Origin of the sequence: Barnesiella viscericola DSM 18177 (genome assembly GCF_000512915.1) — a bacterium.
GTDB classification, from domain to species: Bacteria; Bacteroidota; Bacteroidia; order Bacteroidales; family Barnesiellaceae; genus Barnesiella; species Barnesiella viscericola.
On the sequence record NZ_CP007034.1, the window covers coordinates 2,256,785 to 2,279,350 of the forward strand.

Genomic DNA, 22,566 nt, shown 5'->3' on the forward strand with positions numbered 1-22,566 from the left:
GGTAATTTGTGTGTGGTAGAGGTAATAATCGGGGTGACGGCTATCGAGTGCCTCTTAGTTGTCTATGCGAAAGTAGCGATAGGTGCCCAGGTTGCTCTCGGTCTTGATGAGGCCGTCGTTTTGGAGGGTCAGTTCGAACCACTTGTCGCCGGTCTCTTTGCCCGAGATTTGGGTGAGGTATATGCGTTTGCCGTCGATTCGGTAACGGTAAGAGGTGTTGCCGTCGCACCGGTTTCCCCAGAGCAGTACTCCGTCGCTGCCGAGTTCGATGTATTCACCCGTTTGGCATTCGAACCGGTTTGCCTCCTGCCCGTTTTGCGAGATACCGTAGGTCGTGAGCGAAAGGCGTTTGCCTATGAGCGCCTGCCAACCCTCGGCAGATGCCGGCGATTGGGGGGTAATTCGTTTCCCGATGAGGCTTTCGCGCAGTGATGCCCAGTCGGAGTTATCGGTGCCGGAAGCCGGAGAGGAGTCTCCCGTCGGTGTCGCCGGTGTGAAATAGAGTATCTCGCGGGTCTCTTTCGTCACCGTGCCGTTCCCCAACTTGCCATTGTCGTCCGTACTGCGATGCAGCACTTCCCGCTCAATCCAGTTGCCTCTGTCGTCATAACGGAGGATCCGGTAAGTATCGACACTCATCAGGGAAAAACTATACGTCGTTGCTTTTTTAACCCGATCGCCTCTCGAATTGTATGAGTAGTCGATAACCATTACCCCCAGTAAAGTCTCATAGCTTTCCGAGGTGAGCTGCCCGTTTTCATTGTATTCATATTGCGTACACACGTTGCTGCACCTTTCCAAGGGATAACCGTTGTTGTCATACTTGGTATCCGGCGCATCTTCATGGTCTACGGTTGTCAGGCGACCGTCGGAATCATAAGAGAAAATCTTCCCGTCACTCTTTATCATCTTCACGGGGCCATGGGAATCCTCTACAATGGCATCGTGATACTTCTGTGCCCAAACCGGGGAAGTACCCAGCAGTAAAACGGCCCATACGGAAATCATCTTACTTTTCATTTCTACCTGTATTTTTTAGAACGAAACAACACGTAAAATTATAGATCTTTTGTTTTCAGGGTTTATTTCGAGAGGTCGAACTGCGAGGCCGCGACGATTGTTGTGGTGATGTCGGTCGCTGCGACGAAGCGTTGCAGCAGTTCTACCGCCCAGCCGATAGCCTCGTCGAGCGGCATCTCTTGGCCGTAGGCGTTGATGAGCATCAGCAGGTGGCGGGTGTCGAGCGAGATTTTCGTTCGCTCCTCGTCGCTGGTGGGGGTACCTATCCCTCCCGTGCGGTCGCGGTAGACGGGCAGCCCCTCGATGTTGAGCACCCCCCGGCCGATACCGTGGAAGAGCTCGCCCTCGCGGCCCACCCCCAGGGTGATGGTGTCGCCGTCGATGTGGTCGGCGTCGAAGGCGCCGATGGAGTAACCCGCCCGTATGGAGACGAGGTTGCCCAGGTCGACCAGCGTGTCGATGCGGTAGATGCCCATGCCCTTGACGATGCGCCGGCACAGCGCTTCGGACGATACCCGGTAGCGGTTGGGATCTTTCCCGAAGGCCCGGTAGGCCTTGCGGGTGGCCTGTATGGCGGGGCGTTTGTTTATTTCGTCGAGCCGGTAGGCGGCCGTGATGCGCGACTCCTCGTCGCCGATGAGCTGCCACAGCGCCGGATTGCTCTCGCTGTTGGTCACCCGAGCCTCAATCACCCCGATGCGCAGGGCCGGACAGACGGTGGCGAAGTCCTTTTCGATAGAGACGTTTTTCATACGTGATTCGTTTGTATCGTGTTTCCTTCAAAGGTAGCGATAAATTTCTTTTTTATGGACCAGAGGTGCCGGATTTCTGTTAATAATATTATATTTGCAAGAACTGTTAAGCCTACTATTAAAAAACATATTTATATGAAAGCACATTTGTTGTCGCCCAATGGCGCATTGAAAACGGGGTGGGCGTTGACCCGCAAGCACTTTATCGTTATGCTCGGCCTTTTGCTGGGCATCATGGTCCTGTCGTGGATTATCTCCATGGTGGGAGGAAACGATGTTTTTTCATTTCGTTACTGGATAATCTCTCTGGTGAATCTTATCTTGCCGATATGGCTTGGGGCCAGTCTGAATAAAATCATGCTGAATGCCTATGCGGGCGAAGAGCCTTCGTTCTCGGTCTTTGGAGATATGTTCCGTAAGCTGGGCGGATTGATCGGGCTGAACCTGTTGGTGGGAATTGTCAGTGCCTTGCCTGTGATTATAGGATTTGTCATTTGGGGGGCCGGTCTGGGGGCAAGTCTGGCTGTGACCGACTTCTCCGACCCGTATGCAATGGGATATGCCTTGGGAACGATGTTCAGCGGTACCACCGGCCTTATTTTCGTCATCTGCTTTCTGGCCTTTTTATATCTTACGCTGCGTCTGATGTTTGCGGTTTATGCCTATGTCGACGATTTCTCGGTGGGCGTTTTCGGAGCCATTCAGCGCAGCTGGTCGATGACCCACGGCAATATGGGCAAAATCATTCTCTGCTTCCTGATGATGATTGTGCTGAATATCATTGGCCTGATTGTCTTTATTGTGGGCATATTGGTAACCCTTATCATCTCGGCCTTCATGATGGTGGCCATGTATGAGCAGATTAAGGCGAGCGAGCAACCGGTTGCCGTGGAACCGGCTGTCGAGCCTGCTGTGGAATCGGAGAGACCGGCCGACGAACAACCGGCTCAGCCGCAGGAACCGGGTAGTGTCGAGTGATGTAATCGTTCGATATTTCAATAACGGGCTCCCGGACGCTGCTCACGCCGGGGAGCTTGTCGTTTTTATACAGGTGTGATGGAGAATTTCCGCTATAAAAGTGAATACCTCTCCCCGCTGGGGCCGATGACGATGGCCGGCGACGGGGAGTGTCTGACGGGGCTGTGGTTCGACGGGCAGAAGTATTTCCCCGCCTCTCTATTGCTCGACAGCACCCCGGTTTCACTCCCGGTGTTTGATCGGACGCGTGTGTGGCTCGACCGTTATTTTGCAGGCGAGAATCCCGGGCAGGTACCTCCGCTGCGGTTGGCAGGTACCCCCTTTCGGAAAGCGGTTTGGAACCTGTTGCAGGAGATTCCGCGCGGGCAGGTGGTCACCTACCGGGCCATTGCCTGGCAGCTGTCGTTGCTGCACGGTGGAACCCGGGTGTCGGCTCAGGCGGTGGGTGGAGCCGTGGGGCATAACCCGGTGAGCATTGTGGTGCCCTGCCATCGGGTGGTGGGGTGTGACGGCCGACTCACGGGATATGCCGGAGGGCTCGACCGCAAGGCCTCGCTGTTGCGGGACGAGGGAGTCGGTTGCGAGAAGGGTATCTGCCTGGCCGTGCCGGGGGAGTGGCCCCTCGCCGATGTAGGGCGATGAGTCGATGAATTGATGAAACAGAAAACCAGGCGGCTCCCGTTTATCGGGGGCCGCCTGGCTGTTCAGGGGCAGGGACGTGCGGATTTCCCAGCCTCTGCGGTCGGAAGTATTTAGTTGATGATGGGGAATTCGATGGTTTCGCTCACCTCGTTCCAGTCTTCGATGGAGAAGTCGCCCGGTGTCTCGCCCGAGAGAATTTCGCCCAGCACGATGTTGAGGGTGAGTTTGGTATTGGGCGAGAGGGTCGAACTGAGATTCTTGGAGAGAGTGTGTTCGGTCCCGTTGGCCAGGGTGATGACCAGTTCCAGCGGCGGGTTTTCGGCCGAGGGGAAGAGCATGACGGTGGCGTTGCTCATCACGGTATTGTCGTCAGACCGTTCCAGGTCGAACTTGACCACCTTGGTGGTATTTTCGACTTCGGCCGTATAGAAATTCATCTTCTCGGCGATGCCGCCTATGCGAGCCTGTATGCCGGTGATGGACAAGCTGAACTCCGAGTTGTCTTCCATTTTGGCAATGATTCGTATCCCGGCCGTTACCCGGGTGAGTGCTGCTTGCAGATCCTCCTGACCCACGTTGGCCGGTTTCACGGCGTGTACCAGGTCGTAGACCGGCATGTAGGTGCCGTCGGTATTGGCCCTCAGTCTGAAATAGAGCGTCGAGAGGTCGGCATCCTGGGTAATACCCGGTTCGTTGATGGCCGGGGTATTGTAGATGGGTTCGTCATATTTGGGAGTTCCCCAGTAGACCATGTTGTAGGTGCCTACCGGCAGTTGCAGGGGGCGGTTGTATTCGCCGTAGATGTGGCCGTCGACAATGGTGTAGTAGCCGTTGAATACGGTTTTCTTGTTGTTGATGTAGTTGCCGTAGTAGGTCGAGGTCTCGGGATAGCAAGGGTAGATTTCGAGGATACCCGTGAAGGGGTTTTGGTTGAGCGGGTCGGCAATGCGGGCGCTCACGTTGGGTGTGACCAGTTTTACCTCGGCGGGTTGAGCCGGTTCGTCACTCTTCTTGTCGTCGTCGCAACAGGCTGTAACTCCCGGCAAGAGCAGCAGGACGGTGGCCCCAAACAGAATCTTTTTCATAATACTCTCTTTTTAATAAGGATTTGGTAAGATGTTGTGGAGATATAACAACCGTCGGGGTGAATTGTTTTGCTGTCGGGTGACGGCGAAGCAGACCGGGAGCGACGGGGCTGGCAATCGGAGGCAGGTCGGGGTGTAAAAAAGTGGCCGATGTTGTGGAAAAATCGGGAATAATGGGTTACTTTGAGGAGTGGATATGAAAAGGAGACGTTGTGATGAAACAGCAAGAAAGTAAAAAGCCGGGTTCGCTCTCCGCTTCGAGTAGTCCGGCCAATCGCCCGGTGCGGTTTACGCCCGAGCACATTACCTCGCTGGCTCCCGGCGAGGTGTTTGTCTTTGGCAGCAATCTGGCCGGTATGCACGGCGGGGGAGCCGCCCGGGTTGCCATGCAGCGTTTCGGAGCAGTGTGGGGACAAGGTGTGGGGTTGCAGGGACAATCCTACGCCATTCCTACCATGCAGGGTGGTGTGGAGACTATCCGGCCCTACGTCGACGAGTTTATCGCCTTTGCCCGGTCGCACCCCGAGCTACGCTTCTACGTCACCCGCATCGGGTGTGGCATTGCCGGATTTCAGGATTGTGAAATAGCCCCGCTCTTTGCCGGGGCGTTGGGGGTGGCGAATATCGTGCTGCCCGAGTCGTTTGTCGCCGTGTTGCAATCGCGCTGAACGACAGTGACGGCCGTGGTTGACCGTGGCTGGGGTTCGTGAGGCTTTGCTTTTTGTAACAGGTCGCGGGCGATGACGGCGGTCATGAGCAAGATGAGTGCCCCCAGCAGGCCGTAGAGCCACCGGGCCTGCCGTCGCGAGAGCCGCGAGGTGAAGATGCGGCAATTCTTGCTGTTGAAGAACCACTCCCAGTTGGCTATGGCGGCGCCGAGTGAGAGTATGCCCGAGACGAGGAACAGACACAGAACGATAATCGCGGGTATGAGAGCCGGGGCGTGTTGCATATCGGGTGCTGAGGGGTTGGAGTTATCCCGGTTAGAGGTCTATGTTGATGGTGCGGGCACCGCCTTCGGTCTCGGCAATCTCGACATTCACGCAGTCGTCGGGGAGCAGCTCTTCGATCTTCTCGGGCCACTCGATGAAACAGAGAGCACCGCTGGCGAAATAGTCCTCGGCTCCCAGGTCGTAGGCCTCCTGCAACTTGTTGAGGCGGTAGCAGTCGAAGTGGTAGATGAGTTCACCGGTCGTGGCCGAGCGGTATTCGTTGATGATGGCAAAGGTGGGGCTGTTGACGGGGTCTTCGACGCCCAGCTCTTCGCACACGGCTTTGATGAAGGTGGTCTTGCCGGCACCCATCTCGCCGTGGAAGGCAAAGACGGTGTAGTCGCCCATCAAGTCGATGAACTGGCGGGCGGTTTGACGAATCTGGTCGAGGTTCTTTATGACAAGGGTTTTCATAATCGTATCTATTTTTTGGTGAGGGTAATCAGGGGTATCATCATCTCTTCCATGGAGATGCCGCCATGCTGGAAGGTATCCTTGTAATAGCCCACGTAGTAGTTGTAGTTGTTGGGATAGGCAAAGAAGTCGTGGTTGGTGGCAAAGATGTAGGTCGAGCTGATGTTGGGCGAGGGCAGTCCGTAGCGCTCGGGCGACTTGATTTCATACACCTGCTTGGGATTGTAGCTGAGCGATTTGCCCACTTTGTAACGCAGGTTGGTGTTGGTGTTCTTGTCGCCGATGACCTTGATGGGATTGTTCACGTGCACGGTACCGTGGTCGGTGGTGAGAATGATTTTGAAATCCTTCTCGGCAATCTTGCGGAAGAGGTCGAGTGCCGACGAGTGCTTGAACCACGACTCGGTGATGGAGCGGTAGGCTGCTTCGGTCGAGGCCAGTTCGCGAATCATCTTCGACTCGGTGCGGGCGTGCGAGAGCATGTCGACGAAGTTGAGCACGCACACGTTGAGCTGGTTGTTTTCGAGCTGTGTAAAGTTCTGTATGAGCTTCTCGCCGAAGGCCGACTCGTTGATTTTGTGGTAGGAGAAGGTGTAGCGCTTGCGAAACCGGTCGAGCTGCGTCTGAATGAGGGGCGCCTCGTTGAGGTTCTTGCCCTCCTCCTCGTCCTCGTCGACCCACAGGTCGGGGAACATGCGGGCAATCTGGTTGGGCATCAGCCCCGAGAAGATGGCGTTGCGGGCATACTGCGTGGCTGTGGGCAGGATACTGAAATAGAGGTCCTCCTCGGCGGTGAAATATTCGTTCAGCAGGGGCTTGATGACCCGCCACTGGTCGAGTCTGAAATTGTCGATGAGAATGAAAAAGACCTTCTCGCCCTGGTCGATAAGGGGGAATACCTTGGTCTTGAAAAGCTCGTGGCTCATCAGCGGGTGTTCGCCGCCGGTAATCCACTTCTCGTAGTTTTTCTTGACAAATTTGGCGAAGGCGCTGTTGGCCTCGCTCTTTTGCAGGGTGAGCAGCTCGTCCATGTCGCTCTCGGCCTGGGTAAGTTCCAGCTCCCAGAATACCAGCTTCTTGTACACCTCGTACCAGTCGTCCCACGAGTAGGAGTCGTTGATTTGACTGCTGATGTGCTGGAACTCCTGCCGGTAGTCGCTCGATGTCTTTTCGAGGATAATCTCCTTGTGGTGGAGATTCTTCTTGATGGAGAGGAGTATCTGGTTGGGATTGACGGGCTTGATGAGGTAGTCGGATATTTTGTTGCCGATGGCCTGGTTCATGATGTTCTCCTCCTCGCTCTTGGTAATCATCACGACCGGGATCGAGGGGTTGTCCATCTTGATTTGGCTGAGGGTGTCGAGTCCGCTCAGACCGGGCATGTTCTCGTCGAGAATGATGAGGTCGAAGGCCTCGTGGGCCGCCTTTTCGAGGGCGTCGCGACCGTTGGATACGGTTGTGACGTCGTATCCCTTCTGTTGGAGGAAGAGAATGTGCGGTTTGAGTAAATCGATTTCGTCGTCGGCCCAAAGTATTTTACCGTTCTTCATAAGGCTCAGTAGGTTGAGGATTGTTTTCAAGGAACAGGAAGTAGTCTTCAAAACTGTATCCTTCGAGCAGTTTTTTGAAGTTATCCTCGCTGATCATGATCGGCTTCACGCCCGGCGGGTAGCGGAAGGTCTCGCTGTTGTCGAGGAGCCGGCGATAGTGGGATAATTCCTCAAAGTTACTAAATCCTTTGACAACTAACATACTTATTTCGTTAAAGGTCATTATTTCGAGGTCAAAATCTTTAACGACGAAGTTGGTGAAGTTGTGCTTGGCCACGTCGAAGAGCAGTTGGTTGGACGATACGCTGTCGGTGGCATAGACCAGCAGGAGCACGTGCGGGGCGTTGAGGTCCTGGGTGAAGGTGGCCCGCACCGAGTCGTTGAATACCGTGGTGGTGTCGTTGGTGAGGCGGGCCTTCCAGATCATGCCCCGCAGGTTGCCGCCGCCCTGGGCCACCTGGCGTCCCTGGGCTACCCCTTTGAGCATGGTCGAGGCCAGCGGCGATACATCGGCCTGGGGATAGCGCTCGAGCAGGTTTCTCAATCCCTCCTTGAACTGGTCGTACTGCTTGTCGCCGACGTGGGCCAGTGCGTCGAGGAAGAGGAACTTGGGCATGAGCGGCGAGAGCGGGTACTTCTGCTCCATGAAGGCGCGGTTGTCGTGCACCGTGCGGTTGTCGTTTTCGAGATAGGCGGCGTAGGTAGCCTCGTAGATGGAGTCCTGCTCGGTGCTCATGCGCCGCAGGTTGTCGAGGTAGTGGGGGTCGGCCATGGCCTGGGCATAGGGGCTCTCGGGGAAGGTCGACCGTATCTTGTCGCGGTAGATACCGGCGGTCGCTTCGTCGCCGTCGCGCATGTACATGAGGTACATGTTGTAGTAGACGTCGAGCCGGTAGGGGTTCTCGAGGAACCGCTCTTCGAGCAGGTTGAAGTTGGCTATCGCGGCGGGATAGTCTTCGAGTTTGTTTTTAAGAATGAGGCCCATGTTGAAGAGACCTTCGGCCACCACCTCGTTGGAGGTTTCGAGGGCCTCGGGGGTCATGGGTATCTGTTTGAGGTAGAACTCGGGCTTGTGGGGGTCGTCGGCGGCCGCGGTCTCCGCGCTGTCGGGAATCTCCTCGACGGGCATGCCGTTCTCGTCAAATTCGGCTCCTCCTTCTTCACCGCCTCCGCCTGCGGTCTTCTCGGCAAAGTCGCTCATCGAGAATCCCGATTTGTTGCGCCGCCGCCAGTCGTCTTCGAGTTTACGGCTACCCCAGATGCGCTGGAACTCGGTCTTACCGGCCGATACCATCGTCTTGTTGTAGAAGTACCACGACTTGTCGCCCGAAATCAGGGTGGCGTTGTTCTTGGCGGCGTTGCTGCTGTTGAACTGCGGCCCCTGTTGCTGGGCCAGATACTCTTCGCGTTTCAGATTCTCGGCCTCCTCCTTCTCTTTCTTGATGAGGTCGTCGATGATTTTCTGGATTGCCTTGTTGCGCTCCTCTTCGCTCATGGCGGCCAGATTCTGCAAACTGTCCTGCAACTCCACGTTCTGGGCATAGACCACCAGCTCGTCGAGCACGGTGGAGCGCCGCGAGAGCAGGTCGTAGCGGGGAAAGTCCTCTTTGAGCTGGGGCAGTGCCTCGGCATAGCAGGGTTGTGCGTCGACATACTCGCGCCGGTCGAAATAGAGGTCGCCGAGGGTCACCTGGCAAATAGCCTTTTCGATGCCGTTGCGGGTGCTCTTCTGGTTGGCAAGCCGGTAGTTCTCCATGGCTTTGAGGGTGTCTTTGCGGGAGAGGTAGAGGTTGCCGATGGCATAGTATATCTGGTCGAGATACTCCTTGTTGCGGTCGCGCGAGGCCATGCGGGTGAGCTTCTTCACCTCCTTGTCGATGTTCTTGCCCGAGAAGACCTCAGTCTGTTTGATGCGGGCGTTGAACTCGGTGCGGTAGGGGGGATTCATCGAGATGACCTGCCCAAAGGTCTGGTAGGCCCGGGTCGGGTCCTGGGTCTTTTCGTAGAGCTGTCCCAGCAGGAAGGTGAGTCTGATGCGCTGGCGTTTGCTCGGGGCCGACTTGATGGCCGTTTCGAGAAACGGAATGGCCTTCTGATACTCGCCCTTGTGTATGAGGTAGTCGGCATTGACGGTGGCAAACCAGTTGTTTTGTGACTCGGGCAACTTGTCGTTGTTGATTTTCTGGAGAATGTCCTCGGCCTCGTAGAGCCACCCCAGGGCGATGTAGCACCGGGCTTGCCACAACTTGGATTCGGCCACGAGGTCGGGCATCCAGGTGAAGTGACGCGAGATGTAGAGGAAGGTGGCTGCCGCTTCGAGAAACTCGCCCTTGTAATACTGGGCCTGCCCCATCAGCCGCCAGGCGTTGTGAATGTAGGGGTTGAACTCGTCGCGTTTGAGGTAGTCGCGGTATTTGGGGTCGCTCATCTTCTTGGAGTTGCGACGGGGTTTTTTCTTGATGGAGTGCAGCTGTATGGCCTTCTGGCATTTCTCGATGGTGCGGTCGAAGCTGCCGGTAGGCTGGGGGTCCTTGGGGTTGGCATAGGCCTGCGCCGGGTGCATGTAGATGAGGTCGGTGAAGTTGTCCTCATACTCGTTCTCCATCGTCTTGATTTGCTCCTTGTAGTTCTCTATCCCGTTGAAATAGACATTGTACCGGGTGGTGAAGCTATGGTAAAAGCGGGTGAAGGCCGTATTCTTCTTGGTCGAGCAGGATACGAGCGCGAGTACGGCCAGCAGGGCGATGATATGTGAGACTCTCTTCTTCAAAGGCAGCAGGGATAAAAGGCCATCTTTTTAAACTGAAAAACGGGTGTTTTATTGTCTTTTGTATCTGACCGCCTGCACCCGGCCGGTGATGAGCTTGACCGCGGCGTAGGCAATGATGAGGGTGAAGACGATGGTCGCTCCGGCCGGAACGTCGAGCCAGTAGGAGAGCAGGAGCCCGCCGATGCCGGCCAGCAGGTTGACCAGCCCCGAGAGCCAGATGATACTCTTGAACTTGTGGCAGAAGAGTTCGGCAATCATCTGCGGCAGGGAGAGTATGGAGATGAGCAGCATGATGCCCACCAGCCGAATGGAGAGGACGACGGCCGTGGCTACGAAGAAGGTCATAATGTAGTTGATGAGCCGCGTGTTGATGCCCCGGGTGTGGGCAAAGTCGGGGTCGAAGGCGGTGAAGACGATGTGCCTGAACTGTGCCCCGGTGTAGATAACCAGCAGGGCGGCAAAGGCGGCGAAGACGAGTATGTCGGTGCGGGTGATGGTGAGAATGTTCCCGAACAGGAACTCGGTGAGCCCCGGGGTGTAGCCGGGTGTCATGAAGATGAAGATGATGCCCACGGCCATGCCCAGCGTCCAGATGACGGCGATGGCCGAGTCCTCCCGCACCGATTTGCCCCTCGAAATCCACTCTACCCCCAGGGCCGAGAGTATGGCAAAGAAGAGGGCCGAGAGGGTGGGGCTTATCCCCAGGTAGTAGCCGATGCCCAGTCCGCCGAACGAGGCGTGGGTGATTCCGCCGGTGATGAAGAGCATGCGCCGGGCTACGATGTAGGTGCCTATGATGGCACTGATAATCGAGATGAGGAGAATGGCCCACAAGGCATTTTGAAAAAACGTATAGTTGAGAATGTCCATTGTAAACGATAGTTATCGGTTGTTTCTTTGGTCGTTGACCACGAGCAGTATTTCGTCGCGCAGCTCCTCGGGCACCTCGATTTGCCGCAGTTGCAGACTGCGCACCCACCCGGGCACGTCGTCGGGACGCAGGGTGTAGAATATCTCCCTGAACAGCTCCACCTGTTCGGGGGTGTACTGGTCGGCCGGGGTCTCCTTCCACTCGTCTAGCTCTTCGTCGTCGTAGTATTCGATGGTCTTGCTCACGGCAGCCAGCAGGCTGTCGCGTTCGCACACGAGGTGCTGTCCGCAGCACTCCTGCGGAGGCTCGGGGCTCTTTTCGGCCTCGGTTTGCGGGCCGGCGGTCGCCTCTCTTTTCAGGTCGCGACGGTGGAAGTAGTAGGTGACAAGACCCAGGAGTATGATGGCAACGACGAGTATGATCATAGCGTGGAGTCTCCTTTCTGCGGGGTGTCTATGGTAAAGCCCACCTGGCGCAGGTGTTCCCAGTAGCGGGGGTACGATTTGTCGACAACCTCGGGGTTGGCAATCGTGATGCCCGGGAACCGGAAGGCCGCCGGGGCAAAGGCCATGGCCATGCGGTGGTCGTCGTAGGTGTTGATGACCGGGTGAGCCTCCGGTTCGACGGTCTCACTCTCCCAGGAAAGCGAGTTATCCGAAGATATTAGTTTATATCCTAATTTATTAAGTTCATTACAGAGGGCTGCAATCCGGTCGGTCTCCTTGATTCGCAGCGTTTGCAGACCGGTGAAATGGAAGGGGACACCCAGCAGGCAGCAGGCGACAACGAGGGTTTGAGCCAGGTCGGGTTGTTCCGAGAGATCTTGTGTGTAGGTGTCGATATGGCTGTCCGATTTTCTTAGTTCTATCCCGTCGGCGGAAGGGTGAGTCGATACCCCGAGCGGTGCAAACAGGTGCTCGATGCGTGCATCGCCTTGCAGACTGTGGGGGCTGAGCCCGGGCAGATGAATCGAGGCCGAGGGGGCGAGGGCGGCCATCTCGTACCAGTAGGAAGCGGCCGACCAGTCGGGCTCGACCCGGAAGGGGGCCGGGCGATAGGTGCCGGCCGGAACCTCGATGGTGTGGCCGATACGTCGGGCCTCGATGCCGAAATGTTCCATCATGGCAAGTGTCATCTCGATGTAGGGCATCGACACCAGTTCGCCGGTGAGGGTCAGGGTGAGTCCGTTGCGCATGGCCGGGGCAATCAGGAGCAGTGCCGAGACGTATTGCGAACTCACGTCGCCAGGTAGCAGGAGCTCCCCGCCGGTCAGTGACCGGCCGCATATATCGAGCGGCGGGAATCCCTCGCGGTCGGTGTAGCGAATGTCGGCACCGAGCGAGCGTAGGGCTTCGACCAGAATCCTGATGGGGCGTTGCTGCATTCTTGCCGAGCCGGTAATCGTGTGGCGGCACCCCTGTTTTTGGGCGTAGTAGGCGGTGAGAAACCGCATGGCAGTCCCGGCACCGTGTATGTCGATCGTGCTGTCGTCGTGGGCAAAGGCCTGTTGCATCACCCGGGTATCGTCGCAATCCGAGAGATTCTCGACCGTGATAGCCTCGGGGCACAAGGCCTGGATAATCAAAGCCCTGTTACTGATGCTTTTGGAGGCCGGTAAAGTGATGGCTCCCGACAGCTGAGCGGGAGCAAAAAGCGTATAATTCATTTAGTCGCTATAAGTTTGACCGCAAAAATAGTGAAAGGCGAGGGGAGAAGCAAATAGAAAACATAGTTTTCGATTTGAACACTCCCGAGCCGCCTCCTGTTTTCTGGGAAAACGGTGAAAGTCGGTGGGGAGATATTTCTTTTTTGGAGAAAATGAATTGAATATTTGTGAGGAACAAAAATTTATCGTACTTTTGTGGGCTGATTCTGATATGGGCTCAAAAAGAGGTGTCGACATCGACCCCGCCCGGCAGAGATAAACGTAAAAAGAAAAAGTAAAAATGTACGTTATTGTTGAAATTCAAGGACAACAATTCAAGGTAGAAAATGGAAAGAAATTGTTTGTCCACTATTTGGGAGCAGAGCATGGCGCCGTTCTCGAATTTGACAAAGTGTTGCTCGTCGACAAAGACGGAGCAGTAACCGTGGGCACTCCCACCGTAGAAGGTGCGAAGGTCGTATGTGAGGTTGTTTCGAACGACGGATACGGTAAGAAAGGCCTCGTGAAAGGTGAAAGAATTCTTGTTTTCAAGAAGAAAAGAAGAAAAGGTTATCGTCGCTTGAACGGTCACCGTCAATATTTCACCGAAGTGTTAGTTAAAGAAATTGTTGCTTAACCCTATTAAACTTCTAAGAAAATGGCACATAAGAAAGGTGTTGGTAGTTCTAAGAACGGTCGTGAATCGGAAAGCAAACGATTGGGTATCAAAATTTTCGGTGGCCAATATGCCAAAGCCGGAAACATCTTGGTACGTCAAAGAGGTACAGTTCATCACCCGGGTGAAAACGTGGGTATGGGCAAGGATCACACCCTGTTTGCTTTGGTAAACGGTACGGTAGTATTCCGTAAACGTCAGGAGAACCGTTCGTATGTATCGGTTGTACCGGCAGACAATAACTAATTAAAAAGTTATAACCTCATTCATAGAAAGCGTGACTGCTCGCAAGAGCCGTCACGTTTTTTATTTTTGGGCCGGGGCAGATTGTTTTTATAGGCTTAGTCGACTGGGCCTGAAAGAGGGAAAGAAAGTCTCCTCCTCTCGATTTATCCAGGAAAAAAGGAGACTTTGTGGCCGATTCCTCCTTTTCAGGTGTTATTGGGTCAAAAAAAACTATGCTCACGCACAGAGGGGATCTCAAAATATAACGATTCCCATCGTCTTGGAATCAACACCACAAAGTCTCTTTCCTCTTATTCTTCTTGCTTTAATGCCTGCTCTACCTCTTCGAGCGAAGCATTGCGCAATATAATTTTTTTATCTTTATCCAACAAATAGATGGTAGGCATAATCCGCAGGTCGAAATAGCGGTCTCCATTTTCCATCGAAGCCACTATCCACTCTTTGGGATATTCTGCCACGCCAGCCAACCACTCCTCGGTCTCCCCGTCGGGATAGAGCGACAAGATGGTAAGCCGACCGGATCGCACCTCGTTGAGCAAAGCCTGCGACACACTTAGCCGCAAAGTAGCCAACGAGCAGTCTTCACACTCGGGGTCATTGATGTAAAGCAGGATAAAGGGCGATTTCAACTTGTTGATGCGATAGGCTTTATCCTTCCCGGGCAGTTTGTATTCAAAGTCGGTAATCTCCATACCCAACTGGTTCTTGGTCATTACGTCATACTGGTAGGAGTAACGCAATTTATACAACTTGTCGACCTTCTTGGAGTCGAGAACAGCCTCGACGAACGGTAAATAAGCCTCTTCACTCACAAAAGGCCCCTGTCCACTATACAGATATTTGTCGGCAAAACCGGCATACATCAACAGAATATCTTCGTCGCAGGAGGCCCTCTTCAACAAGGCGTTTATTCCTTTCATCGTACCCTCTCGGGGAGCGATGCGCATAATCGAGACAAAGTCGACAAAGGCCTGCTCCGCCACTTGCAAGGAATCCAAGTAGATCCGATTCTCCACTTTGAAATTATCCCAATAATGTTCCATGAGATACTCACTTCTCGCATCGGGGGTGGTCAAACTGTCGGGGATATCGGGCAACCGGTAAGGAGCTACGAGAGTGGCTTGCGCCCCTGTCAAAGCAAAGGCACTTATAAACGCACACACGATTAACACTCTTCTTACCATAAAACCTCCTTACAAAAAATTATAAGCCATTCTTAAAAGTCCCCGCGAATTACATTTATATGACAAAGATACTAATTTTATTAAAACCTGCAACTCTACCAACAAATTTTATACATAAAAAAATCGAATAAAAATACGTAGGAACAAAACAGAAATAGCAAGTAACGACTAACTGTCAAATTCTTTTATCGTTCCATTTCCCCCGCTTTATATAGGCTGCCGAGAACAGGAAGATGCCCAGGGCATAGATGTGCTCGGTAGTCCAGCACACGGCGACATCGACCCGCAAATAGAAGATCATCACCACCACATAGACAATATAGATGAACAGTGTGATCAGTTCCAGAAAGAAGGCCACGCGGGTATTACCCGTACCCGAGACAGCCTGAAAATAGACATTGCCCGGTACAATAAAGAGATAGGCCGAACAGAGCACAAAGAGCGACGGTACTGAGGCCAATATGAGGTCAGGCATATCGGTATAGATGCGCAGGATAAGGGTCGGGAAAAGAACAAAGAAGAGGATAAGAGGCAATTCAAACAGGTAGGCCATGCGAATGCATTGGTTCATCGTGCCCCGCACATACCGAGCGTCACCAGCTCCTATCAGGTTGCTGATGAGGGTACTGCACGTCGAGGCAAAGGTGATGACTATCATAAAGGGCAGAGCCGACACGTTGCGGATAATGTTGGTGATGGCCAACGAACGTTCACCCAGGTGCTCGACGGCGATAAAGAAGAGAAACCAGGTGGACATCGACACGAAATTCTGTATCATGGTCCACACCGAGGTGTTCAGGATATGCCGCAGAGAGTCGCCCTCGTGCCACCCGAAACGGTTCAACCCATACTTGCGCACATCGACCCGCAGACGGGTATAGACGATAAAGAAGACGAGCGACACCAGCTCGGCCAGCGACGACCCGATGGCGGCTCCGGCAATGCCCATGGCCGGGAATCCCAGCTTGCCGAAGACAAGAATGTAGTTGAACACCACATTCGACAGCACCATGACCACCGAGTTGAGCGTGAGGGTCTTGGTCTGCGTCGTCCCCACAAAGAAGGCCCGGAACATCACGGCAACAAAGGCAAAGAAGAATCCGTAGACCCGCCAGTGTATGTAGCTCATGGCTGCCTCATAGACATGGGGCGAGCCGATAAAGCGGGCCAACAGCACGGGCGAAACGAAATAGGAGCAGACAAACAGCACCAGTGCCACTCCCAGCAGAAAGAGGGTACCTTTGTAGAAGATAGGACCTATTCGTTCATAGTTCCCTTCGCCGTTGCGTCGCCCCATGATAATCTGTGCCCCCAGGCTGAACCCGAAGGCTATCATGAAAAAGGTCATGTAGTAGACCCCGGCAATGGCCGACGCACCCAGCTCCACCTCGCCCACCCGGCCCATAAAAGCGGTATCGGTCATACCGATAAGCTGCTCCATCACCAGGCTCACGAGTATGGGATAGGCAATGTGCCAAATCTGCTTGTAGCTGTATTTTACCGCATTACTCGCCATATTGTTGCAAATAGGCCTCGGCGGCCTCACAAAGTTCGTTGTACCAGGCCTCGCCAAACCGACGAATCAACGGCTCTTTCAAAAACTGATAGACCCGCACCTGCTCGCGCCGGCCCAGCACCTCGCCCGCCTTGCAGATTTTCCAGCGGTGATAGTTCACGGCCGAGAAATCGGGATACTCCTTCAACCGTATGGGGTAGAGGTGGCACGAGATGGGTTTGTAGAAATCGATCTTCCCGGCCCGAAAGGCCTTCTCGATGGCGCACTGGCACATGCCGTTCCTGTCGTAGCAAGTAAAGACACAATCCTTGCCGTTGACAATCGAAGTCACCAGGTCGCCCTCCTCATCGACATAGGCCACCCCCTGTTGCTCGATTACCCGACGGGCCTCGGGCAGCAAATCGTCCCACACCACCCCGAGTATCTCTTTGAGCTTGCGGCACTCCTCCTCGGTGACCGGCGCCCCTGCGTCGCCTTCGACGCAACAGGCCCCCAGACACTTGTCGAGGTTACAGATAAAGAAACGTTCTATGACGTCGAGGCTCACCAGAGCACGGCCTACTTGTAGCATAATCTCCTCGGTTACGGTTGTTTTCATCGGTTAATATAAGGCAGAAAAGCCGGAACGCAACCCAGTGCGCTCCGGCATATTCCAATCATGGATTACAGTTATTTCAACAGGTCGTGCCCCGTCATTTCGGCCGGTTGAGGCAATCCCATGATGTGGCAAATCGAAGGAGCCACATCGGCCAGGATACCGTTCTCGACACGAGCCTCTTTGTTCTCGGTCACATAGACAAACGGCACGGGGTTGAGCGAGTGTGCCGTGTTGGGCGTACCGTCGGGGTTCTCGGCATTGTCGGCATTACCGTGGTCGGCAATGATGATTACCTCGTAGCCGTTGGCCTTGGCAGCCTCGACCGTATCGCGCACGCAGGCGTCGATGGTCATCACGGCTTTCTCGATAGCCGAGTAGACGCCGGTGTGACCCACCATGTCGCCGTTGGCATAGTTTACGACGATAAAGTCATATTTGTTCTCGTTGATGGCGGCGACCAGTTTGTCTTTCACCTCGTAGGCGCTCATCTCGGGCTTCAAATCGTAGGTGGCTACCTTGGGCGACGGTACCAGAATACGGTCCTCACCCTCGAACGGAGCCTCGCGCCCCCCGTTGAAGAAGAAGGTTACGTGGGCATATTTCTCGGTCTCGGCAATGTGCAGCTGGCTCTTGTGCAGTTTCGACAGATATTCGCCCAGCGTGTTGTGCACGTTCTCCTTGTCGAAGAGGATATGCACGCCCTTGAACGAAGCGTCGTAGGGAGTCATGCAGTAATATTGCAGACCGGGAATGGTGTGCATGCCGGCCTCGGGCATATCCTGCTGCGTGAGCACGATGGTGAGCTCTTTGGCACGGTCGTTACGGTAGTTGAAGAAAATAACCACATCGCCCTCCTTGATGCGACCGTCGCAGGTCGTGTTGACGATAGGCTTGATAAATTCGTCGGTCACATCGGCGTCATACGACTCCTGCATGGCCTGCACCATGTTGTCCGACTTGCGGCCGATACCGTTGACCAACAGATCGTAAGCCTCTTTGATACGCTCCCAGCGTTTGTCCCGGTCCATGGCATAGTACCGACCGATAATCGAAGCCACCTTGCCGGCCGAAGCAGCGCAGTGAGCCTCCAAGGCCTCGATAAAGCCCTTACCACTGTGGGGGTCGGTATCACGACCGTCCATGAAGCAGTGGATAAAGGTATTCTCCAAACCATATGCTTTGGCAATGTCGCACAACTTGAACAGGTGGTCGAGCGAACTGTGTACGCCACCGTTCGAGGTCAATCCCATGAAGTGGATATTCTTGCCGTTGTCACGGGCATAGGAGAAGGCCGAAACGATCTCTTTGTTCTGCATGATGGAGTTGTCGGCACAAGCCTTGTTGATTTTCACCAGATCCTGGTAAACGATGCGGCCGGCACCGATATTGAGGTGACCTACCTCCGAGTTACCCATCTGACCGTCGGGCAAACCCACATTCTCGCCGCTGGCCTGCAACTGCGAGTGAGGATAGGTTTTCAACAGATAGTCCCAATAAGGAGTAGGGGTATTGTAGATTACATCTGCATGCGTATGATTGCCGATGCCCCAGCCATCGAGAATCATCAAAAGTGCTTTTTTGCTCATCTCTTCTATTATTTAGAGTTATTTATCTTCTATTCTATGGCCAACAAAAACAGTGCCGGAATCGTTTCGGCCGCCGCATTCACGGCCTGCCGCATCATCGCGGCCCCGCTCTGTCAAAATGTCGCGTTGCCAAGAGGCTGTTCGCCAGCAGTCATACCGTCGCGGCCCGCCAGCCTCCTGCCTTGCATTTCTCTTGCAAAGATAGTGCAAACCGCGGGCATCGCAAAATTTATTTCAATTCGTTAAGGGACAGCGTAAACTTTCTTCCCCACAGAAAACAAGAGCTATCTCACGACATCTAACCCAACCATATCATTTTATATATTTTTATATACAATTGATTTGTTTAAGAAATATTTATTATATTTGTAAGTCTGTAAGCCTTTTCTCTAAGGCTCACAGAAATCAAAGGGGCGTTTATACGCTTGTCTTCGAGGTTTCAACTTTGGCTCCTCTACGGAGAGAAAGAGTCGGCAAATCGAACCATTCATGTCGAAGCAGCACCTATTGATTGAAGAATAGGGGGCAATTAAAAGTCATGGAACAAGGGGAACAAGCCAGACACGATCTCACGTCTCTTCATTTAAACATCGTCTTGACGAGATCGTAAGACACAGGAAAAACACATTATGAAAGCCAAATTGTTTTTATTGGGGCTTATTTTGTTTCCTTTTTTTTCGTTCGCGCAACAACCTACACGAAACGAACTGCTCATGCTCTATTACCAGGCCAACCTTGCTGCCAACAACGGTCAGATAGACTCGGCGCTGGTCAAGTATCAAACCATTATCAACCTGGTGCCCCGCTATGCCGACCCCTATCTGAAAGCGGCTCAACTATGCGAAAAATATGCCGACACCGACCCCAAGTGGCTGGAAACGGCCATTGCCATGTATCGTCTGTACCTTAATCTCGAACTCGACGACACCCGATCGGCCCAAGCCACCCTCCACCTGAGGGCTCTCGAAGACAAGTTATCAATTCCCCACTTTGACGAGGAGTTGACCAATAACCAGGGAGCAATGGAGGACTATGCACCGGGTATCGAGACTCCTGACCTGACTCTCACACCAACATCAACACCAACACCAACACCAACACCAACACCAACACCAACACCAACACCAACACCTACACCTACACCTACACCTACACCACCAGCTGTTCAACAGCCGGTCGAGAATTCTCACGAAGGCCTCCTTGCCGAATCTCTGGCCAAAGCCACCGAGAATCAACTCTTTATCAATCCCTATACGATAGAAATTGTCCCGGGCAACACCTCGAACAGCCATGCTTTGGATCAACCCGACCTGAAAAAGCTCTGCGGCCGATGGGTTTCGTTATCACGCATGAGCGATGGCCGCGAAGCCTGGATCATCGACATCGAAGAACAGCAGGGCGAACTGAGAGTCACACTCTGCCCCAACTCGGGTATATTCAACCTGCCCCAGTGGCAACAAACCTTCCTGAAAGGACGCTCGTCGCTGCTATCGTTGGCCAACGATTTCAGTGTGGTAACTACACGCCCCGACATCACACTGGGTACCATGAAGATGTTTGACAACTTGCAATCCAAAGTAACCAGCGGCCATATCGATGAAAAGGCATGTATCTTCTCCTTCAAATACAACATAAACCTCACCTATACCCCCACGGCCAACAAATACGACTGGGCCAAATCGGGCATTCAGTTTTTAGGCTCGCTAATCGGAGGGCTCACCGGTTTGAACATTCTCAATACGCTGATAACCAATGTAGCGAACAATCTGATTGACAAGACCAAGAGTTCCGATACCAACATCAACTACACGGGGTCGATTGCCTTCTCGCTGAAACCGAGCAGCGGTTTCATGACCGGATCCTGCAAAGAGTCGCTCACCGAATCGCAAACCAGAGGTTCGCAAGAAAAGAAAAATCGCATCTTCGAAACCGAGTTTTGCAAGGTCGACTCTTATTACCCCGGCTACTCGGGAAACTATACCACCAAAACCGACGATGTCATCGCAAAGGAAAAAGCCATACTGGAACAACTGGAAGAGGCGGAGGAGACCCCCGAGAATCAATATCTCCTGGGTATGCTCCATGCCTATAACTATGGAGAGAAGGAGTTTTTCGAATCGCCCCAATACTCCAAAAAGGCCATGCAAGCACTACAAAAAGCCGCAGCCGACGGAAACATCGAGGCTTTATCATTCCTGTCCAACTATTTCTTTTGCCTATCGCTGGGCGATAAAATCGATGAACTGCCCCAATCCTACGGCTCCTCTTCGATGGACATCATCATGGCCAATGCCTCGCTCCCGCCCAAGAACGTAAGAAAGGCTTCGCTTCAATACGCTCAGGAATATCTGGCCAAACTGCAACAAATGGCTCCGGCCCGAGCCAAAGTAATCGAAGCCGAATATAAAATAAATAAAAACCGGGACGTCGATGCAGCCCTCTACCTCTTCAAGGAGGCTGCCCAACAGGGCGACGCTACGGCCATGAACCGCACGGGCGAACTATTGCTCTTCGACTACAACAAGCCCCAAGAAGCCTTTGAATGGTTCTCGAATGCCGCCCAACGAAATGAACCCAATGCCATGTTGAACCTCGCCCGGCTCTATCGCGACGGAATAGGGGTAGGAGAAGATGTATCACAATATATCACATGGGCAGAACTGGCTTATAAATATGGTAATCTGGAAGCCCTCGACGAACTCTCCGACGCCTATACCAAAGGCATCGGGGTCAACCAAGACTACAATCAGGCCCTGCGATATATCGACCTGAAACAGGAGATTGCTCACGACCGATATACCTACCTGCTGAAAATAAATGAAATAAGAAATATATAATCACACGAAAGCAATCAGTATGAGTGGTTTCACAGTCTCTTCTTTCAAGCCAGGCATCTAACCGATGCGGCCACATAAAGAGGGGGACGATAACGGATAAGAGGATTTATGAAACTTCGATTGATATTCCCGGCAGTACTCCTGCTCATCGGTACGAAAGTCCAGGCCCAGAACCAGATTCTGGCCGACTTGCATCTGCCCGAAACGCTCTGCGACACAACTGTCGATATACCCGCCGTCTCGGACAAAAAGATTATCATCGAGTGTGACCCTGTCACCCAAAGCCGTCACGTGGGCATCTCGCTATTCAGTCCCGAGAGCAAAGAGATGATCGGGCGCCCCATTTGCGAGTTTCTCGAGCGACTGGCCCTGCAACTGTGCATGACCTCGACCCTCGACGAAGCAACCACCTACTTGAAGAGAAAAGGCATTGACCTCACTTTCAACGGCAAGCCCTATGGGTCGGAGCAGTTCAAATCGATGAGACGGGTTATCGATGCAGCCATCATTCCGTCGGACTTTCAGTTGACCGACTCGGACAAACGTTTCCACGCCACATTCTACTTCAACCTGTTCGACCGGCTCGAAATCGAGTTCCCAGCCTCCCGCGAACTTATCTTCGGCACCGACAAGAAAACGGCCGACCAGGAGATTTATGCCACCCTACTCTCCTCTACCGATTCGGCTTCGCTCCCCCCACACGACCTGCCTCCCATCGCATCGTTATACAACGACTCGACCGGACTGTATGTGTCGAAGGGGAAGTCGTTCATGCTCGACATTCTCAACGAGAACAAATACTACACCCTCGACGACAAGGGCAACCTGCATGTGCTCTTCTCGCCCGAGTACCCCGAACAGTCGGTGCGCAACGTGATGTGGGGAATTACCGACATAGACCCTCTGTTTTGTGTCACTCACCGAATGTATGGAGGCTACACCCCGTCGTTCGAACTGCGGCTCTCCAAACTGTTCCAGACATTCGCCGACGATTTCACTCCCTATATAGGCACTCAGATGCTCGACGAGCAGACGTTACAATGTGTCATCGTATTTCACAACAACACCTATCATTATCTGCACATGATTGTCTGCTCGATTTCGATTGGCGAAATCGGGCAACTTGCCACGAAGACTATTCAGGCCGACTTTTTCAGCAACATTCCCCAGCATAACTTGAAAAAATTATTTTAACTTTCAATTA

Annotated in this window: 21 protein-coding genes; 7 read left to right on the forward strand and 14 right to left on the reverse strand. The window is 53.5% G+C overall.

The window, feature by feature from the left end:
* Nucleotides 1-54: 54 nt before the first annotated feature.
* Nucleotides 55-1,020 (reverse strand): hypothetical protein, encoded by a 966-nt coding sequence (locus BARVI_RS09270; RefSeq protein WP_157232578.1) that lies wholly within the window; start codon nucleotides 1,018-1,020, stop codon nucleotides 55-57.
* Between the two features lie 62 nt (nucleotides 1,021-1,082).
* Complete coding sequence (locus tag BARVI_RS09275) at nucleotides 1,083-1,772, reverse strand: B3/B4 domain-containing protein (RefSeq protein WP_025278973.1); 690 nt, start codon at nucleotides 1,770-1,772, stop codon at nucleotides 1,083-1,085.
* 135 nt (nucleotides 1,773-1,907) lie between these two features.
* Here BARVI_RS09275 and BARVI_RS09280 point away from each other — a divergent pair, with 135 nt between their 5' ends.
* Nucleotides 1,908-2,750, forward strand: coding sequence for a hypothetical protein (locus BARVI_RS09280; RefSeq protein ID WP_025278974.1), 843 nt, complete (start codon nucleotides 1,908-1,910; stop codon nucleotides 2,748-2,750).
* Nucleotides 2,751-2,828: 78 nt separating this feature from the next.
* Entirely contained in the window at nucleotides 2,829-3,392 is a 564-nt protein-coding gene (locus BARVI_RS09285) for a methylated-DNA--[protein]-cysteine S-methyltransferase (protein WP_025278975.1), read from the forward strand.
* 110 nt (nucleotides 3,393-3,502) lie between these two features.
* Here BARVI_RS09285 and BARVI_RS09290 read toward each other — a convergent pair whose 3' ends face one another.
* Nucleotides 3,503-4,477, reverse strand: a complete 975-nt coding sequence (locus tag BARVI_RS09290; protein ID WP_025278976.1) for a FimB/Mfa2 family fimbrial subunit — start codon at nucleotides 4,475-4,477, stop codon at nucleotides 3,503-3,505.
* A 215-nt stretch (nucleotides 4,478-4,692) separates the two neighbouring features.
* On the opposite strand from BARVI_RS09290, the gene BARVI_RS09295 reads away from it, so the two are divergent.
* On the forward strand, nucleotides 4,693-5,145 hold the full coding sequence (locus tag BARVI_RS09295; RefSeq protein WP_232213971.1) for an A1S_2505 family phage non-structural protein: 453 nt from the start codon (nucleotides 4,693-4,695) through the stop codon (nucleotides 5,143-5,145).
* On the opposite strand, the gene BARVI_RS13185 is transcribed toward BARVI_RS09295, so the two are convergent.
* Genes BARVI_RS13185 through BARVI_RS09325 form a run of 7 tightly spaced genes read right to left on the reverse strand, consistent with a single transcriptional unit; the run spans nucleotide 5,049 to nucleotide 12,740 of the window.
* Nucleotides 5,049-5,429 (reverse strand): immunity 17 family protein, encoded by a 381-nt coding sequence (locus BARVI_RS13185; RefSeq protein WP_084547035.1) that lies wholly within the window; start codon nucleotides 5,427-5,429, stop codon nucleotides 5,049-5,051. The genes BARVI_RS09295 and BARVI_RS13185 overlap by 97 nt on opposite strands.
* Before the next feature lie 31 nt (nucleotides 5,430-5,460).
* The gene (gene tsaE, locus BARVI_RS09300) at nucleotides 5,461-5,883 is read right to left on the reverse strand and encodes a tRNA (adenosine(37)-N6)-threonylcarbamoyltransferase complex ATPase subunit type 1 TsaE (RefSeq protein ID WP_025278978.1); all 423 of its coding nucleotides are present in this window, start codon (nucleotides 5,881-5,883) and stop codon (nucleotides 5,461-5,463) included.
* A gap of 8 nt (nucleotides 5,884-5,891) precedes the next feature.
* Nucleotides 5,892-7,433, reverse strand: a complete 1,542-nt coding sequence (porX, locus tag BARVI_RS09305; RefSeq protein ID WP_025278979.1) for a T9SS response regulator signal transducer PorX — start codon at nucleotides 7,431-7,433, stop codon at nucleotides 5,892-5,894.
* Nucleotides 7,420-10,203 (reverse strand): type IX secretion system periplasmic lipoprotein PorW/SprE, encoded by a 2,784-nt coding sequence (porW, locus tag BARVI_RS09310; RefSeq protein ID WP_025278980.1) that lies wholly within the window; start codon nucleotides 10,201-10,203, stop codon nucleotides 7,420-7,422. The genes porX and porW overlap by 14 nt, the downstream gene beginning before the upstream one ends.
* A gap of 48 nt (nucleotides 10,204-10,251) precedes the next feature.
* Nucleotides 10,252-11,073: a metal ABC transporter permease gene (locus BARVI_RS09315; RefSeq protein ID WP_025278981.1), complete on the reverse strand. Its 822-nt coding sequence runs from the start codon at nucleotides 11,071-11,073 to the stop codon at nucleotides 10,252-10,254.
* A gap of 12 nt (nucleotides 11,074-11,085) precedes the next feature.
* Nucleotides 11,086-11,499, reverse strand: coding sequence for a hypothetical protein (locus BARVI_RS09320; RefSeq protein ID WP_025278982.1), 414 nt, complete (start codon nucleotides 11,497-11,499; stop codon nucleotides 11,086-11,088).
* Nucleotides 11,496-12,740: a 3-phosphoshikimate 1-carboxyvinyltransferase gene (locus BARVI_RS09325; RefSeq protein WP_025278983.1), complete on the reverse strand. Its 1,245-nt coding sequence runs from the start codon at nucleotides 12,738-12,740 to the stop codon at nucleotides 11,496-11,498. The genes BARVI_RS09320 and BARVI_RS09325 overlap by 4 nt, the downstream gene beginning before the upstream one ends.
* 280 nt (nucleotides 12,741-13,020) lie before the next feature.
* On the opposite strand from BARVI_RS09325, the gene rplU reads away from it, so the two are divergent.
* Nucleotides 13,021-13,356, forward strand: a complete 336-nt coding sequence (gene rplU, locus BARVI_RS09330) for a 50S ribosomal protein L21 (RefSeq protein ID WP_025278984.1) — start codon at nucleotides 13,021-13,023, stop codon at nucleotides 13,354-13,356.
* A 21-nt stretch (nucleotides 13,357-13,377) separates the two neighbouring features.
* Entirely contained in the window at nucleotides 13,378-13,641 is a 264-nt protein-coding gene (gene rpmA, locus BARVI_RS09335; protein ID WP_025278985.1) for a 50S ribosomal protein L27, read from the forward strand.
* Nucleotides 13,642-13,931: 290 nt separating this feature from the next.
* Here rpmA and BARVI_RS09340 read toward each other — a convergent pair whose 3' ends face one another.
* The 4 genes from BARVI_RS09340 to gpmI all read right to left on the reverse strand — a co-directional run bounded on the left by BARVI_RS09340 (nucleotide 13,932) and on the right by gpmI (nucleotide 18,525).
* Nucleotides 13,932-14,804, reverse strand: coding sequence for a DUF5106 domain-containing protein (locus BARVI_RS09340; protein ID WP_038534332.1), 873 nt, complete (start codon nucleotides 14,802-14,804; stop codon nucleotides 13,932-13,934).
* A gap of 196 nt (nucleotides 14,805-15,000) precedes the next feature.
* A complete protein-coding gene (locus tag BARVI_RS09345) occupies nucleotides 15,001-16,341 on the reverse strand; it encodes an MATE family efflux transporter (protein WP_025278987.1) in 1,341 nt (446 codons plus the stop codon).
* The gene (locus BARVI_RS09350; protein WP_025278988.1) at nucleotides 16,331-16,912 is read right to left on the reverse strand and encodes a DUF3109 family protein; all 582 of its coding nucleotides are present in this window, start codon (nucleotides 16,910-16,912) and stop codon (nucleotides 16,331-16,333) included. The genes BARVI_RS09345 and BARVI_RS09350 overlap by 11 nt, the downstream gene beginning before the upstream one ends.
* A 98-nt stretch (nucleotides 16,913-17,010) precedes the next feature.
* Nucleotides 17,011-18,525 (reverse strand): 2,3-bisphosphoglycerate-independent phosphoglycerate mutase, encoded by a 1,515-nt coding sequence (gene gpmI, locus BARVI_RS09355; protein WP_025278989.1) that lies wholly within the window; start codon nucleotides 18,523-18,525, stop codon nucleotides 17,011-17,013.
* Between the two features lie 713 nt (nucleotides 18,526-19,238).
* On the opposite strand from gpmI, the gene BARVI_RS09360 reads away from it, so the two are divergent.
* Both BARVI_RS09360 and BARVI_RS09365 read left to right on the forward strand, forming a co-directional pair.
* Complete coding sequence (locus BARVI_RS09360; protein WP_157232579.1) at nucleotides 19,239-21,362, forward strand: tetratricopeptide repeat protein; 2,124 nt, start codon at nucleotides 19,239-19,241, stop codon at nucleotides 21,360-21,362.
* Between the two features lie 108 nt (nucleotides 21,363-21,470).
* Complete coding sequence (locus tag BARVI_RS09365) at nucleotides 21,471-22,556, forward strand: hypothetical protein (RefSeq protein WP_157232580.1); 1,086 nt, start codon at nucleotides 21,471-21,473, stop codon at nucleotides 22,554-22,556.
* Nucleotides 22,557-22,566 lie beyond the last annotated feature (10 nt).